The sequence below is a fragment of the Mesorhizobium sp. BE184 genome (assembly GCF_031457045.1).
Lineage (GTDB): Bacteria > Pseudomonadota > Alphaproteobacteria > Rhizobiales > Rhizobiaceae > Mesorhizobium.
The window spans coordinates 274519-290334 of record NZ_JAVDVU010000001.1; the positions used below are offsets into that span (position 1 = coordinate 274519).

At 64.9% G+C, this 15816-nt stretch carries 15 protein-coding genes and 1 riboswitch; of the genes, 12 read left to right on the top strand and 3 right to left on the bottom strand.

What is annotated here, in order from left to right; translation table 11 throughout:
- Positions 1–93: 93 nt before the first annotated feature.
- The 3 genes from J2X35_RS01310 (at position 94) to J2X35_RS01320 (ending at position 3253) form a co-directional block, all read left to right on the top strand.
- Positions 94–1071, top strand: coding sequence for an L-threonylcarbamoyladenylate synthase (locus J2X35_RS01310; protein WP_310180437.1), 978 nt, complete (start codon positions 94–96; stop codon positions 1069–1071).
- Positions 1072–1080: 9 nt separating this feature from the next.
- A complete protein-coding gene (locus tag J2X35_RS01315) occupies positions 1081–2511 on the top strand; it encodes an FAD-binding oxidoreductase (RefSeq protein WP_310180438.1) in 1431 nt (476 codons plus the stop codon).
- Positions 2512–2680: 169 nt separating this feature from the next.
- Entirely contained in the window at positions 2681–3253 is a 573-nt protein-coding gene (locus J2X35_RS01320; protein ID WP_056107659.1) for a DUF6101 family protein, read from the top strand.
- Positions 3254–3432: 179 nt separating this feature from the next.
- Here J2X35_RS01320 and ubiA read toward each other — a convergent pair whose 3' ends face one another.
- Positions 3433–4416 carry a 4-hydroxybenzoate octaprenyltransferase gene (ubiA, locus tag J2X35_RS01325; RefSeq protein WP_310180439.1) on the bottom strand — a complete coding sequence of 328 codons (984 nt, stop codon included), beginning with the start codon at positions 4414–4416 and terminating at the stop codon, positions 3433–3435.
- A 160-nt stretch (positions 4417–4576) separates the two neighbouring features.
- Between ubiA and purD the strand changes: the two genes are divergently transcribed.
- The 7 genes from purD to J2X35_RS01360 all read left to right on the top strand — a co-directional run bounded on the left by purD (position 4577) and on the right by J2X35_RS01360 (position 11933).
- Positions 4577–5866 carry a phosphoribosylamine--glycine ligase gene (gene purD / locus J2X35_RS01330; RefSeq protein ID WP_310180440.1) on the top strand — a complete coding sequence of 430 codons (1290 nt, stop codon included), beginning with the start codon at positions 4577–4579 and terminating at the stop codon, positions 5864–5866.
- A 282-nt stretch (positions 5867–6148) separates the two neighbouring features.
- Positions 6149–7924 (top strand): acyl-CoA dehydrogenase, encoded by a 1776-nt coding sequence (locus J2X35_RS01335; RefSeq protein WP_310180441.1) that lies wholly within the window; start codon positions 6149–6151, stop codon positions 7922–7924.
- Between the two features lie 22 nt (positions 7925–7946).
- Positions 7947–8699 carry a crotonase/enoyl-CoA hydratase family protein gene (locus J2X35_RS01340; RefSeq protein WP_056107669.1) on the top strand — a complete coding sequence of 251 codons (753 nt, stop codon included), beginning with the start codon at positions 7947–7949 and terminating at the stop codon, positions 8697–8699.
- 188 nt (positions 8700–8887) lie between these two features.
- A complete protein-coding gene (locus tag J2X35_RS01345; RefSeq protein WP_310180442.1) occupies positions 8888–9343 on the top strand; it encodes an RT0821/Lpp0805 family surface protein in 456 nt (151 codons plus the stop codon).
- A gap of 111 nt (positions 9344–9454) precedes the next feature.
- Positions 9455–10393 (top strand): J domain-containing protein, encoded by a 939-nt coding sequence (locus J2X35_RS01350; RefSeq protein ID WP_310180443.1) that lies wholly within the window; start codon positions 9455–9457, stop codon positions 10391–10393.
- 96 nt (positions 10394–10489) lie between these two features.
- Positions 10490–11308, top strand: a complete 819-nt coding sequence (gene fabI / locus J2X35_RS01355) for an enoyl-ACP reductase FabI (RefSeq protein ID WP_310180444.1) — start codon at positions 10490–10492, stop codon at positions 11306–11308.
- 37 nt (positions 11309–11345) lie between these two features.
- A complete protein-coding gene (locus J2X35_RS01360; RefSeq protein ID WP_310180445.1) occupies positions 11346–11933 on the top strand; it encodes a histidine phosphatase family protein in 588 nt (195 codons plus the stop codon).
- A gap of 37 nt (positions 11934–11970) precedes the next feature.
- Here J2X35_RS01360 and J2X35_RS01365 read toward each other — a convergent pair whose 3' ends face one another.
- Positions 11971–12219 carry a DUF1344 domain-containing protein gene (locus J2X35_RS01365; protein ID WP_056107682.1) on the bottom strand — a complete coding sequence of 83 codons (249 nt, stop codon included), beginning with the start codon at positions 12217–12219 and terminating at the stop codon, positions 11971–11973.
- Between the two features lie 207 nt (positions 12220–12426).
- Between J2X35_RS01365 and aroC the strand changes: the two genes are divergently transcribed.
- Together aroC and ribB are read left to right on the top strand one after the other, a co-directional pair.
- On the top strand, positions 12427–13596 hold the full coding sequence (gene aroC, locus J2X35_RS01370) for a chorismate synthase (protein ID WP_310180446.1): 1170 nt from the start codon (positions 12427–12429) through the stop codon (positions 13594–13596).
- 55 nt (positions 13597–13651) lie between these two features.
- Positions 13652–14752, top strand: a complete 1101-nt coding sequence (gene ribB, locus J2X35_RS01375) for a 3,4-dihydroxy-2-butanone-4-phosphate synthase (protein WP_056107688.1) — start codon at positions 13652–13654, stop codon at positions 14750–14752.
- Positions 14753–14766: 14 nt separating this feature from the next.
- Here the strand turns inward: ribB and bluB are convergent, their stop codons facing one another.
- Positions 14767–15504, bottom strand: a complete 738-nt coding sequence (gene bluB, locus J2X35_RS01380; RefSeq protein WP_310180447.1) for a 5,6-dimethylbenzimidazole synthase — start codon at positions 15502–15504, stop codon at positions 14767–14769.
- A 47-nt stretch (positions 15505–15551) separates the two neighbouring features.
- Positions 15552–15734: riboswitch (cobalamin riboswitch) on the bottom strand.
- Positions 15735–15816: the final 82 nt, after the last annotated feature.

Here is a 15816-nt window from a genome sequence, read left to right on the forward strand (position 1 = left end):
CAAAGCATAGGCTTTTAGTGATTGATAATTTGCCACCGCGCCCTTGCCGCCGGGCCGTGGCCGTTATAGCCACCCGGCTGAAAGGACCAGACGATGGCCGAGATCATTTCCGCTACGAGCGGGCGGGCGCTGCAACAGGCGGCGGCGTTGCTCGCGGCCGGCGAGGTCGTGGCGATCCCCACCGAGACGGTTTACGGGCTGGCCGGCGATGCCACCAATGGCGAGGCCGTGGCGCGCATCTTCGAGGCCAAGGGCCGGCCGCGCTTCAATCCGCTGATCGCCCATGTCGCCGACATGAGGATGGCCAACCGCATCGGCGTCTTCGATTCCCTCTCGGAACGGCTGGCGGAAAAATTCTGGCCGGGACCGCTGACATTGGTTGTGCCGCTGCAGGCAGGCTCCGGCATTCATCCGCTGACCACCGCCGGTCTCGACACCATCGCGCTGCGGATGCCGAAGGGTTTTGGCGGCGAATTGATCGCGCACCTTGGCCGGCCGCTCGCCGCGCCGAGCGCCAATTCGTCCGGCAGGATCAGCGCCACGACCGCCGCGGCGGTCGCCGCCGATCTCGGGGCGAGAATCCCGCTTGTGGTCGATGGCGGCCAGACGCCGGTCGGTCTGGAATCCACCATCGTCAAGGTCGAGGACGGGCGTCTGCGCCTGCTGCGGCCGGGCGGCATATCGGCTGAAGAACTGGAAGACGCCGCTGGGACAGAACTCGTGCGCGGCGCGCACGGCATTGAGGCGCCGGGCATGATGGCGTCGCACTATGCGCCGGGCGCAGCCGTCCGGCTGAACGTCGACGACGTGCATCCCGGCGAGGCGCTGCTCGCCTTCGGCCCCAGCCGCGCGGCGGGCTGGCAGAACGCTGTCGCGGTGACAAACCTGTCCGAACAGGCTGATCTGCGCGAAGCCGCCACCAATCTCTTCGCCTTCCTGCAGGAACTGGACCGCGGCGGCGCGGCCACCATTGCCGTCGAACCGATCCCTCTCCAGGGCCTTGGCGAGGCGATCAACGACCGGCTGGCGCGGGCGGCGGCCCCGCGTGACAACACGGTCAAGGAGGCCTAGTTTTTCGTCATGGATGAAATGACCTCACCGCTGTCACCCGAGTTGGCCCGGCGGTTCGCCGCCATCGTCGGCGACAAATACGCGCTTCACGACCAGGGCGACATCGAGCCCTACATCACCGAGCGGCGCGGCCTCTGGCACGGCCGGACCTCGCTGGTGCTGCGTCCCGGCAGCGTCGAGGAAGTGAGCCGCATCATGCGGCTGGCGACGGAAACCGGCACGCCCGTCGTGCCGCAGAGCGGCAATACCGGCCTTGTCGGCGGCCAGACGCCGGACGCTTCCGGCCGCGAGATCGTGCTGTCGCTGTCGCGGCTGAACCGCATCCGCGAAATCGACGTGCTGTCGAACACCGTCACGGCGGAAGCGGGTGTGATCCTGCAATCGCTGCACGACGCCGTCGATGCTGTTGACCGGCTTTTCCCGCTGTCGCTGGCCTCGCAGGGCTCGTGCCAGATCGGGGGCAATCTGTCGTCCAATGCCGGCGGCACCGCCGTGTTGTCCTACGGCAATGCGCGCGAACTCTGCCTCGGCGTCGAGGTCGTGCTGCCGACCGGCGAGGTGTTCGACGACCTGCGCAAGCTGAAGAAGGACAATACCGGCTACGATTTGAAGAACCTGTTCGTCGGCGCGGAAGGCACGCTCGGCGTCATCACCGCCGCCGTGCTGAAGCTTTTCCCCAAGCCGAAGGGCCATGAAGTGGCCTTTGTCGGGCTGGAATCGCCGGAGGCCGCGTTCGCCCTGTTCGGTCTCGCGACCGACCGCGCCGGCGCGGCGCTGACCGCGTTCGAGCTGATCGGCAAGCGGCCCTACGATTTCACCATGGCGCACGGCAAGGGCATCGCGCGGCCGCTGTCGGAAGACTGGCCGTGGTACGCACTGGTGCAGATTTCCTCCGGCCGCTCGGCCGAGGATGCGCGTGCTTTGATCGAGGATATTCTGGCCGCCGGCCTGGAAGCCGGGCATGTGGGGGACGCCGTGATCGCCGCCAGCCTGGCGCAGGCAGCGTCCTTCTGGAACTTTCGCGAGATGCTGTCGGATTCGCAGAAGCCGGAGGGCGCGTCGATCAAGCATGACATCTCGTTGCCGGTCGCCTCGATCCCCGCTTTCATCGCGGAAGCGGAAAAGGCGGTGCAGTCGGTCAGCGCCGGCGCGCGCGTCGTCTGCTTCGGCCACATGGGCGACGGCAATCTCCACTATAACGTCTCGCGTCCGGCGGACGGCGACGACAAGGCCTTCCTCGATCTCTACAGGCCGATGAACAAGGCCGTGCATGACGTGGTGCGGGCGATGAACGGCTCGATCTCGGCCGAGCACGGCATCGGCCAGTTGAAGCGTGACGAACTGCTGGCCACCGCGCCGCCGGTCGGCCTCGATCTGATGCGCCGCGTCAAGGCGGCGTTCGATCCTGCCGGCATCATGAATCCGGGTAAGGTTATCTGAATCTTCACCGGTGGGATTCCGATAACCATCTGCCGGAATCAGCAAAATTTAACTGACTTTCTTAAGCGCGGCGGTAAGGAGCCGGCGCTACCTTCCTGTTCAAGAGGCCGGGAAAACCGGTCCGGAGAGACCGGAACACCGGCTCTCAGGAGAAACAGGAAGGCAATCGATGAGCACCGGACTGAAGCCAGTCTGGGCGGGACGCAACATGCGCCTCGACCCATTCCGCCTGCCGCAAGTAGTAAGCTATGCGACCCGCGACGACTTCGGCGATGTGACCTTCACCATCGACCATCGCGGCGCGACGGTTAAGCGCCTGCTGGAGATGAGCGGCTTGCCGGCGGTGATCGCCTTGCCGGCCTGCGCCTTTCGCGGCGTGGCGGCCCGGGCGATGGAAGACCCATATGGCAGTGTCACGGTGACGCTGGAGCTTCTCCACAACGATCCCATGCTGTCGGTGCCGCTGCTGGTGGCCGACGATCTCAACGACGTCGCCGCCGACTGGCGCGCCTGGGCCGATGCCTATCGCCTGCCCATGTTGCTGATCGAGGCCGATGGCGTCGCCCGCACACTGGAAGAATCGCTGGGCGCGGCGATCAAGGCGCTGCCGCCGCAGGAGCGCCGCAAGGGCCGCATCTCGACCACGCGCCGTCCGCGCTTTCTCGCCCGCCGCCGCACCGGCGACCTCGGACTGCGCCTCGTCGTCGACGGCGAGGAGATTATTTCGCGGGAAGTGGAATAACCTGCACCCTCCCCCTTGTGGGGAGGGTCGCGGAGAAAGCCGAGCTTGCGAGGTTTTTGACGCGGGGTGGGGGTGATCCGACGGCACTCTGCTGAGCACCCCCACCCCGTCTCTCAATCTTCGCTTTGCTTCGATTGCTCGCCGACCCTCCCCACAGGGGGAGGGTAAAAGGGTGCCGCTCACAACAGTGGCTTGACCGCGACCCATACCGCGCCGCCGATCAATCCGGCAAAGATCAGCCAGCCGACCTGATTGTTCGACTTGAACAGTCTCAGGCACTGGTCGGGATCGTCGATATCGAGCGTCATGATCTGCCGCGCCATATGCGCGCCGGCCGCGATCAGCCCGGCCAGCGCCACGACCGGAACCTGCGCGGCGGCGAAGGCGACCGCGAAGCACATCAGCGCACCCGCATAAAGCCCCGCCAGCCAAGGCTTGGTATTTTCGCCGAAAAGCCGCGCCGTCGAGCGAACGCCGACGATGGCGTCGTCTTCCTTGTCCTGATGGGCATAGATCGTGTCGTAGCCGATCACCCACAGGATCGAGCCGATATAGAGCAGCGTTGCCGGGCCATCGAGGTCGGCGAACTCGTCCGCCCATCCCATCAGCGCGCCCCAGGAAAACGCAAACCCCAGAACGAGTTGCGGCCAGTTGGTGATTCGCTTCATGAATGGATAGATGGCAACAACCAGCAGCGAGCAGATACCGAGGCCGATGGCGAAGCTGTTGAATTGCAGCAGGACCGCAAACCCGATAAATGCCTGGATCAGCAGAAACACCCAAGCCTGCCGCCGGCTGACCTGCCCGGAAGGCAGGGGACGCGAACGGGTGCGCTCGACCTTGGCGTCGATGTCCTCGTCGACCAGGTCGTTATAGGTGCAGCCGGCGCCCCGCATGGCGATCGCGCCGAGCAGGAAAAGCACCAGCGTCGATAGCTGCGGCAGCAGCGAAAGCAGCGGATCGTCCGGGCGGGCATAGGCGCTGGCGGCCATCGCCGCCGACCACCAGCAGGGCCACAGAAGAAGCTGCCAGCCGATGGGCCTGTCCCAGCGGGCGAGCTGCGCATAGGGCCACAGCCAGCGCGGCAGCACCCGGTAGACCCAATGTCCGCTGGGCGCATCCGACACCCGGCCCTGCGAAGCCTTCGACTGGATTGTTTCCATGGAACGGAAGTGGCAGGCGCTCTGCGTGTCGTCAAGCCGACACGGTGGCGCGGCGACCAGCCGGGCCGATGTGGGCTGCCGTACGTCATCCTGCCTTGACCTCCCGTCCCATCGCCAATAGCGGAGAGGCCGCGAGACACGGATTGGTGAGGATTCGCAAATGAAGGTTCTTCTGCTCGGTTCCGGCGGCCGCGAACATTCTTTGGCCTGGAAGCTGTCGGCCTCGCCGATGCTGACGACGCTATATGCCGCGCCCGGCAATCCCGGCATCGCCAAATGCGCCCATCTGGTCCCGCTCAATATCGAAGACCACGAAGCGGTGATGGCTTTCTGCACGGAACGGGAGATCGATCTGGTCGTCGTCGGCCCCGAGGGTCCGCTGGTCGCCGGCCTTGCCGATGCGCTGCGCGCCGCCGGCATCCGCGTTTTCGGGCCGTCGAAAGCCGCCGCCCAGCTTGAAGGGTCCAAGGGTTTCACCAAGGATTTCTGCGCGCAATACGGCATACCGACCGGAGCCTATGGACGCTTCGGCAATCTGGAGGAGGCCAAGGCCTATCTGGCCAGGACAGGCGCGCCAATCGTCGTCAAGGCGGACGGTCTCGCCGCCGGCAAGGGCGTCACCGTGGCGATGACGGTGGCCGAGGCGACCAAAGCGCTCGAGGCCTGCTTCGACGGCTCGTTCGGCGCGGCTGGCGCGGAAGTGGTCATCGAGGAGTTCCTGACCGGCGAGGAGGCCAGCTTCTTCTGCCTGTGCGACGGCGTTACCGCGCTGCCTTTCGGCACCGCCCAGGACCACAAGCGCGTCGGCGATGGCGATAGCGGCCCGAATACCGGCGGCATGGGCGCCTATTCTCCGGCCCCGGTGATGACGCCGGAGATGATCGACCGCGCCATGCGCGAGATCGTCGAGCCGACCATGCGTGGCATGGCGGAGCGGGACATGCCCTTTTCCGGCGTGTTGTTCGTCGGGCTGATGATCGGCGATGCCGGCCCCAAACTTATCGAATACAATGTCCGCTTCGGGGATCCCGAGTGCCAGGTGCTGATGATGCGGCTGAAGGACGATCTGCTTGTGCTGCTCAACGCGGCTGCCGACGGCCAGCTTGCGCATGTGTCCACCCGTTGGTCTGACGAGGCGGCGCTGACGGTGGTGATGGCCGCGCGCGGCTATCCGGGCACGCCGGAAAAAGGCTCCGTCATCCGTGGTCTGGACGAAGCCGCCGCCGACGGAGCGCAAATCTTCCAGGCCGGCACCGCCGTCAATGGTGGTGCGCTCGTTGCCAATGGCGGAAGGGTGCTGAATGTGACGGCGATCGGCGTCACGGTCAGGGAGGCGCAGGCGAAAGCCTATGCCGCCGTCGACCGCATCGTCTGGCCGGACGGCTTCTGCCGCCGCGATATCGGCTGGCGGGCGGTGGAACGGGAAGCCGGCGCAGCGAAGAGCGGTTGAGCGCGTCGCGTCTCACTGGATTCATTGTACCATCTGTACCCCCACCCAATTGAGTGAGGGCAATCATGAAATTCAACGAGTGTGCGTCGAGTTTTGCAAATGGGCGGCCGGTTGCTGCTCATGCGGCTTGGTGCGGCCGCGCAATCCGCAAAAGGCACGATCTCGCAAAATCCGCGTGACAAGCTTTGACGTTTACGTAAAAAGAAGACGCAGTAGATTGCAAGTGACGTAGCCGGTGCGCCCTGCATGGTGTCGCGACGGCCATCCGGGGAGGACAACGGCATGTATCGGGCACCTGTCGGCGAAATCGCGTTTACGCTCAAGCATGTTGCCGGGCTGAAGCCGGCGCTCGACAAAGGCGCTTTCGGCGAACTCGGCGAGGATGTCGTCGATGCCGTGCTGGAGGAGGCCGGACGCTTCGCCACCGACGAGATCGCGCCTCTGTACAAGGTCGGCGATGAGATCGGCGCGCAACTCAAGGACGGCGCGGTGACCACGCCGCCGGGCTGGAAGGCGCTTTACCGGCGCTGGATGGACGGCGGCTGGAATTCGCTTTCCGCGCCGGAAGAGCATGGCGGCCAGGCGCTGCCCACCATGGTCGCGGTTTCCGTGCTGGAAATGTGGAACTCGGCGGCGATGGCGTTCGGCATCGGCCCGACGCTGACCATGGGCGCGGTCGAGGCGCTGGACAAGCATGCGTCGGATGCGCTCAAGGAAAAATACCTGGGCAAACTCGTCTCCGGCGAATGGATGGGGACGATGAACCTGACCGAGCCGCAGGCGGGCTCCGATCTGGCTGCCCTGCGCACCCGCGCCGAACCGGCGGGCGACGGCACCTACCGCATCTTCGGCCAGAAGATCTTCATCACCTATGGCGAGCACGATTTCACCGACAACATCGTCCATCTGGTGCTGGCGCGCCTGCCCGATGCGCCGGCCGGCACGCGCGGCATCTCGCTGTTCCTGGTGCCGAAATTCCTCGTCGGCGACGATGGCAGCCTCGGAGAACGCAACGACGTGTTCTGTTCCGGGCTGGAGCACAAGCTGGGCATCCACGGTTCGCCCACCTGCACCATGATCTACGGCGACGGCTTTCAGGGCCAGACGCCGGGCGCCATCGGCTGGCTGATCGGCGAGGAGAACAAGGGCCTGGCCTGCATGTTCACCATGATGAACAATGCCCGGCTGGCCGTCGGCATCCAGGGCGTCGCCATCGCCGAGACCGCCTATCAGAAGGCGCTGGCCTATGCGAACGAGCGCCGCCAGGGCAAGGCCGCCGGCTATTCCGGCCAAGGCATGGCGCCCATCGTCCATCACCCGGATGTGCAGCGCAATCTCCTGACCATGAAGACGCTGACGCAGGCGGCCCGCGCCATCGCCTATTCCTGCGCCCATGCGATGGACATGGCGCGGACCCGCAAGGGCGACGAAGCGCGGCACTGGCAGGAGCGCGCCAATCTGCTGACGCCGCTGGCCAAGGCTTTTCCCACCGATGTCGGCGTCGAGGTCTCGTCGCTCGGCGTGCAGATCCATGGCGGCATGGGGTTCATCGAGGAGACGGGAGCGGCGGCGCTCTACCGCGATGCGCGCATCGCGCCGATTTATGAAGGCACCAACGGCATCCAGGCCATCGACCTCGTCACCCGCAAGCTTTCGCTCGCCGGCGGCGAGCATGTTCACGCCTATATCGATGAGTTGCTGGAGATTGTTGCCGGCGTGCGGGAATCAAATCTTGCCGGCTTTGGCGCGACCGCCGACCGCCTCGACCGCGCTCTCGCCGATCTCACCGAAGCCACCCATGTTTTGCAGGCCATGCTGGTGGATGGCCGTGTCGAGGAAGCGCTGGCCGGCGCGACGCCTTATCTGCGGCTTTTCTCGCTGGCGGCGGGCGGCGCGTATCTGGCGCGCGGCGCGCTGGCCGAGGGAGCCGAAGAGCGCATTTCGCCCTGCCGGTTTTTCGCTGAGAACCTGCTCGGCGAAACGGCCGCGCTCCGGGAACGCGTGGTGGATGGAGGCGAAAGCCTCGCCGCCGCTGCCAGGGCGCTCGTCTGGGCCTAGCAACACAACAAGGAAACCCATCGTGACCGATCATGTAGTCGTCGAGCGCCGGGGCGCGGTTCAGATCATCCGCATGAACCGGCCCGACAAGAAGAACGCGCTCACCAGCGCCATGTATGCCGCAATGTCCGCCGCACTGAAGCAGGGCGATGCGGACAGCTCCGTGCGTGCTCATGTCTTCCTCGGCGTGCCCGGCGCCTTTTCGGCCGGCAACGACATCGCCGATTTCATCACCATGGCAACCGGCGGGCAGGGTGGCGGCGAGGTGTGGGATTTCCTGATCTGCCTTGCCACCGCGCAAAAACCGATGGTTTCGGGTGTCGACGGCATTGCGGTCGGGATCGGCACGACGCTGAACCTGCATTGCGATTTGACCTTCGCCACGCCGCGCACCGTGTTTCGCACGCCGTTCGTCGATCTCGGGCTCGTTCCCGAAGCCGGCTCCAGCCTGATCGCGCCGCAGATATTGGGACGGCAGGCGGCTTTCGCGCTGCTGGCGCTGGGCGAAGGGTTTTCCGCCGAGAGGGCCAAGGCGGCGGGGCTGATCCATGAGGTTGTGGAGGAGGCGGAACTTGAAAACGCCACGCTGGCGGCCGCCGAAACCATCGCCGCCAAACCGCCGCAGGCGATGAAGATCGCGCGCGACCTGATGCGTGGACCGACCGATGCGCTCGTCGCCCGCATCAGGCAAGAGGCCGATCATTTCAGGGAACGCCTCACTTCCGACGAGGCGCGCGCCGCGTTGATGGCTTTCATGAGCCGCAAGAAGGCCTGATCCCTGCCGTTCGACCGCTGTTTCCGCCGCCCGCCGCGACTGGCGGTGGACCGCGTTTGCCCACCCGTCCGGCATGGAACCGATCACATCTTGTGAAACTGCGTCATCAACCGGTTTCAGGTCACATCTTGTTAACCCCGGTTTGCTCATAGTTTTCGAAAGTTTTAGCTGTCAGTGGAGATTGCCGGTTGCCGCGCATCGCGCAAACTCTTCGCCGATTGCGTGACGGCGCATCCTGGGCCACGTCGGGGACGGTGCTGTTCTTCGCGGTGCTGCAGCTCACCGGCTGCGGCGTTGGCGGCTTCAGCCTCGACAAGGCGGAGGTGGATCATTCCATCCTGACCAGCGCCACGCCCGCCGCGGAAACGGCGGATGCCAATTTCACTGCCGATCAGGCGACCATCCGCAATGCGGTTTCCTCGGCTGACATCGAAAGCCTGGGCGGCAAGGCCATTCCCTGGGCCAACCCCGGCACCGGTTCGCGCGGATCGATCAACGAACTGGCCGAAACCAAGGATACCGGGGTCCTCTGCCGCCGCTTCAGCGCTTCGCGTGAAAGCTTCGATGGCGTGGCGATGTTCTATGGCCGCGCCTGCCTGATTTCCGAAGGCGCCTGGCGGCTGGACGAGTTCAAGGCACTTTGAACCTGTAGCGGCGATTTTCCTGGGGTATGACGCCCTCAAACACTGGAATTTCTTCCTATGCAGGCGCATATAGGGTGCAACTGATCCCGTTCCCATTTGCAGGCAGGATGCATGCGCGACCCCTATGAGGTGCTGGGCGTTGCCAAGAACGCCTCGGCCAAAGACATAAAATCGGCCTACCGCAAGCTCGCCAAGAAGCATCATCCGGACCAGAATCCGGACGATCCGAAGGCGAAGGACCGCTTTGCCGCGGCCAACCAGGCCTATGAAATCCTCGGCGACGACAAGAACCGGGCGGCGTTCGACCGTGGCGAGATCGACGCCGACGGCAAGCAGCGCTTCCAGGGCTTCGAAGGCGCCGGCGGCGACCCGTTCGCCGGTTTCAGGCAATCGCAGGCCGGCCCCGGCGGGCAGCGCTTCGAATTCCGCAGCGGGCCGGGCGGCGATTTCGGCGGCGCCGACATTTTCAGCCACATTTTCGGCGATGCGTTCGCGCAGCAGCAGCCCGGCGGCATGGGTGGGGGCGCCAGGCCCGGCGAGCGCCGCCGACAGGCTCCCGCCGGCAACGACATCAATGTGACGCTCCCCATCACCGTCGAGGAAGCCGCCACGGCGCCCAAGGTCACGGCGATGTTCCCGGATGGCCGCAAGATCGCCGTCAAGCTTCCCGCCTATGTCGAGGACGGCCAGACGATCCGGCTGAAAGGCCAGGGCGAGCAGGGCTACGGCCAGCCCGGCGACGCGCTGGTGAAAATCCATCTGCGCAGCCATCCCCGCTACCGCGTCGATGGACGCGACCTGCACGCGGATTTGCCCGTGCCGCTCAAGGATGCCGTGCTGGGCGCCAAGGTCGCGGTCGAGACGCCGACCGGCAGGATCGCCGTCAACGTGCCGGCCAATTCGAGTTCGGACAAGGTGTTGCGCATCCGGGGCAGGGGCCTGCCGCAGAAGGCCGGCGGCCATGGCGATCTCTATGCGCATGTCCGCCTGATGCTGCCCGAAGGCGGCAGTCCCGACCTCGAAAATCTGGTTCGAAACTGGAAAGATTGAGCTTTTCGTTCGCAGCCTCCCGCCTGTCGCGCTTGAAGGCTCGGTAAGCCTGTGCGATAGGCTGTCCAACCAGAAAATTCGTTCGGAGACGCTCACATGGCGGGTGGACAAGGGCTTATGGCCGGCAAGCGCGGCCTCATACTGGGCGTCGCCAACAATCGCTCCATTGCCTATGGCATCGCGAAATCCTGCGCCGACCAGGGTGCCGAGATTGCGCTGACCTATCAGGGCGAGGCGTTCAAGAAGCGCGTCGAGCCGCTGGCCGCGGAGCTTGGCGCCCATGTCGCCGGCCATTGCGACGTCACCGACCCCGAAAGCCTGGACGCGGTTTTCGCCGATGTCGCCAAGCGCTGGGGCAAGCTCGATTTCCTCGTTCACGCCATCGCCTTCTCCGACAAGGAGGAACTGACGGGCCGCTATGTCGAGACGACGCGCGACAACTTCCTGCGCACCATGGACATTTCGGTGTTCTCCTTCACCACGGTCGCCAAGCGCGCCGAGGCGCTGATGACCGACGGCGGCTCGCTGCTGACGCTGACCTATTACGGCGCCGAAAAAGTGATGCCGCATTACAACGTCATGGGCGTCGCCAAGGCGGCGCTTGAGGCGAGCGTGCGCTATCTTGCCGTCGATCTCGGCGCCAAGGGCATCCGTGTCAACGCCATCTCGGCCGGCCCGATCAAGACGCTTGCCGCGTCCGGCATCGGCGACTTCCGCTATATCCTCAAGTGGAACGAATACAATTCGCCGTTGAAGCGCACCGTGACCCCGGAAGAAGTCGGCGATTCGGGCATGTATTTCCTCTCCGACCTGTCGCGCGGCGTCACCGGCGAGGTGCACCACGTCGATTCGGGCTACCACGTCGTCGGCATGAAGGCCGTGGACGCGCCCGACATTTCCGTCGTCAAGGATTAGGTCCTAGGCCGGACCGTCCCTCCAATCTGTCAGTGCAATGCCTCCCATCGTTTACATCGTTCGCCACGGCCAAACGGCCTGGAACGCAGAGTTCCGGCTGCAGGGGCAGGCCGACACCGAACTGAATGCGCTGGGGCGCGAGCAGGCGAGCGCCAACGGACACAAGCTGTCGGCGCAGATCCCCGATCCGCAGGGATTCGACTTCGTCGCCAGCCCGATGCTGCGCACCCGCCAGACAATGGAACTGGCCCGTACCGCCATGGGCCTCGACCCCACAGGCTACCGCACCGATCCACGTCTGGTGGAGATCAATTTCGGCGATTGGCAAGGCTTCACCATGGCCGAACTCGAGGCGCGCCAGCCGGGTTCGACGCATGGCAGATTCCACTACAAATGGGATTTCCTGCCGCCGGGCGCGGGCGCGGAAAGCTACGAGATGCTGCTGCAGCGGATACGGCCCTGGTACGAGGCGCTGAGCGCCCCGACCGTGTGCGTGACCCATGGCGGCATTGTCCGCGCGCTGTTCCGGCTGATCGGCAAGATGCCGAAAAGCGAAGCCGCGGCGCTGGAAGTGCCGCAGGACCGCATCTTGCGGCTGAGCGGCGACCGACTGGAGTGGGTGTAGGCTGGATTTGTGGTGGCCGGGCCGTCCGGTCCCGCCGCTACTCCGACAGGGTCATGTCGGTGATGACGTTCTCGCCATCCGTCACGTCGAAGGCAATGACGATGTCCATGCCTTCCTTCAGCGCTTCGACATCCATCTCGGGATTCATCTTGTAGGTCTTGCCGTCGTCCAGCGTCAGCGTCAGGTTTTCCTTGTCGATCTTCTGGATATGGCCCTCGGTCTGGCCGGCGAAGGCGGCGGTCGAAAGCAAAAACGTGGCGGCAACCGCGCCAATCAGCATACGCATGAAAGCCCTCTTGTTTTTATTTCCTTCGCGTGGAGCGAAAGGACAATTTGGCGATGAACGGAGCAGATCAGAAACCAACAGAATGTGTCAAAACTTAATCCGGCAGATCACAACCGGCTATCATGTGTATGACAAATTGACCCTCGCGGGAAACGCAAATAGAAGGCGTTGGTAAACCGGCCGGCTGCCGGCGGGGCGCTTGAACCAATGTCTCACAACACCTTCGGCCACCTGTTTCGCGTGACCACCTGGGGCGAGAGCCACGGCCCGGCCCTTGGCTGCGTCGTCGACGGCTGCCCGCCCGGCATCCGCTTCACGCGCGCCGATATCCAGGCCGAGCTGGACCGGCGCCGGCCCGGCCAATCGCGCTTCGTCACCCAGCGGCGCGAGCCGGATGAGGTGAAGGTCCTGTCCGGCTTCGTCACGGACGATGACGGCGAGACCATGATCACCACCGGAACGCCGGTTTCCATGCTGATCGAGAATGTCGATCAGCGCTCGAAAGACTATGGCGAAATCGCCCGCCAGTTCCGTCCGGGTCATGCCGACTACACCTATGAGACGAAATACGGCATCCGCGACCATCGCGGCGGCGGCCGTTCCTCGGCGCGCGAGACGGCGGCGCGGGTGGCGGCGGGTGCATTGGCGCGCAAGGTCGTGCCGGGACTTGTCGTGCGCGGGGCGCTGATCTCGATGGGCGAGAAATCGATCGATCGCGCCAACTGGAACTGGAATTTCGTCGAGGACGCGGAAAACCCGTTCTTCACGCCGGATGCGAAGTCTGTCCGGGTCTTCGCCGACTATCTCGACGGCATTCGCAAGGCCGGCTCGTCGGTCGGAGCGGTGATCGAGATTGTCGCGGAAGGCGTGCCGGCGGGGCTGGGCGCGCCGATCTATGCCAAGCTCGACCAGGACATCGCCTCCGGCCTGATGTCGATCAACGCGGTCAAGGGCGTCGAGATCGGCAACGGGTTCGAGGCCGCCCGCATCACCGGCGAGCAGAACGCCGACGAGATGCGCATGGGCAACGACGGCAAGCCGGTCTTCCTGTCCAATCATGCCGGCGGCATCCTCGGCGGCATTTCCACCGGCCAGCCGGTGATCGCGCGCTTCGCCGTCAAGCCGACCTCGTCGATCCTGACGCCGCGCAAGTCGATCGACAAGGACGGCAAGGACGTGGATGTCATGACCAAGGGCCGCCACGACCCCTGCGTCGGCATCCGCGCCGTGCCGATCGGCGAGGCGATGGTCGCCTGCGCCATCGCTGATCATTATCTGCGGCATCGGGGACAGGTGGGGAACGAGGCAGTCGGCAATCGGCAATCGGCAGTCGATTTCCCGGCTCAACGGAAAGTCAGGCTGGAGGACCAAGAGTGAGCAAAAGATCAATCATGTTCCGACTGCCGACTGCCGACTGCCGACTGCCGCTCTGATGCCTTACGACCAGAAGAAGATCGTCGAAGCCGTGCGCGCGTTCGAGCGCGGCGAGATCGTCGTGGTGATGGACGACGACGGGCGCGAGAACGAGGGCGATCTGATCGTCGCCGCCGTTCACTGCACGCCGGAAAAGATGGCCTTCATCGTGCGCCATACATCCGGCATCGTCTGCACGCCGATGTTGAAGGAAGACGCAAGGCGGCTGAACCTCGCGCCGATGGTGGCGGACAATGATTCCGCCCACACCACGGCTTTCACCGTGTCCGTGGATTTCAAACATGGCACCACGACCGGCATCTCCGCCGAGGACCGCACGCTGACCGTCCGCAACCTGGCCAACGGCAATGTCGGCGGCGCGGATTTCGTGCGCCCCGGCCATATTTTCCCGCTGATCGCGCGCGAAGGCGGCGTGCTGATGCGCTCGGGCCATACGGAAGCGGCTGTCGATCTGTGCAAGCTGGCCGGCCTGCCGCCGGTCGGCGTCATATCCGAACTGGTCAATGATGACGGCACCGTCAAGCGCGGCCCGCAAGTCGCCGCTTTCGCCGAGGAGCACGGGCTGAAGCAGGTCTCGGTGGCCGATCTTATCGCCTACCGCCAGCGCCAGGAAACGCTGGTCGAGCGCGTCGCCTGTTTCGATATCGAGACGCTGGGCGGCCCGGCCAAGGTCTTCACCTACACGCTGCCATGGGACGTCATGGACCACGTCGCCATCGTCTTCGGCGACATCCGCGACGGCGAGGACGTGCCGGTGCGGCTGCATTCGGAGAATGTCGTCGCCGACGTCTTCGGCACCACGCACAAGCTCGACGAGATCGTGCGTTCCATGGGCGAGCGCAAGCGTGGCGTCATCGTCTATCTGCGCGAAGGCTCGGTCGGCGTCGCCCACCAGGACAGGAACCGGCCGGTCGCCGGCGAACGCGAGGACCATGACGAAGCCCGCCGCCGTGAAAACGAATGGCGTGAGATCGGCCTTGGCGCCCAGATACTGAAGGACCTCGGCATTTCCTCGATCAACCTTCTCGCCTCCCGCGAGCGGCATTTCGTCGGGCTGGAAGGTTTCGGGCTGCGCATCACCAGCACGGAAATCATCTGATCTTTAATGCGCGATTACCGGGTCAGCTTGTCGATTGCCACCTTGAGTTGGCCTTCGCCTTCACCGCCAAAACGTTCGCTCATGACGAGTTGGGATGGCGACAGGCGGCTTCGCCAGCCCTTGGTTTCCAGCTCAGGCCGAGGAGCGAATTCCGGCACCCGACCGACGCAAAGATAAGCCACCGGAACGACATGGTTCGGGATCGACAGCAGCGATTTTAGCGCCGTTGTGTCGAGAATGCTCACCCAGCCGACGCCGATGCCCTCAGTGCGCGCCGACAGCCACAAATTCTGCACCGCGCAGACTGTGCTGAACACGTCCATCTCGGGATTGTGCCAGCGCCCGAGCGGCGAATCCCGTGCGCGCTCGCGATCGCAGGTGACGCAGAGGTTGAGCGCGCTCTCGCAAATCCCCTCAAGCCGCAACTTCCGGTAAAGCGCCTGCCTGTCCCCGGCGATGTGCGCGGCTTCTTCGCCGCGTGCCTTCAGGAACAGGTCGCGGACCTGCTCGCGCATGGCCCGGTCGCGGATGACGATGAAATTCCATGGCTGCATGAAGCCGACGGAAGGCGCGTGATGCGCCGCGTTGAGGATCCGCGCCAGGGTCGGATCGTCGACAGGCTCATCCGTGAAATCGGAGCGAACATCGCGGCGGGTGAAAATCGCCCGATAGACGGCCTCGCGATCCGCGTCGTCGAAAGCGGGTCTGGCGGCGGCGTCGACGGCATTAACGGGAGTATGAGTGGCGAACATCGCTTGTCCCCTCGCGATCGGCAGCAAGTCGCCCCGCCCGTCCATGCGGGGGACCATGTCTGCCGGGCCGGTCTTCTGGCTTGGGTTCATCCCGCTCCGGCGCCTTCCCGCCTGAAAGGCAGTGGCATTGACCGGAATGGTCCCCCTTACAGCGCTGGGCACGCCACGGATTTCAACCGTGTTCCCGATTCTCCCGCCTTGCGGCGGGCACCTGGCAGCGAAACGAGGATAGCTGCCGCTGCTTTGCGTGAACAGGGCCGCGTCGGGTTTTTACGCGCGACTTTCCCCAGCCGAATTGCGCGTTTGCATGGC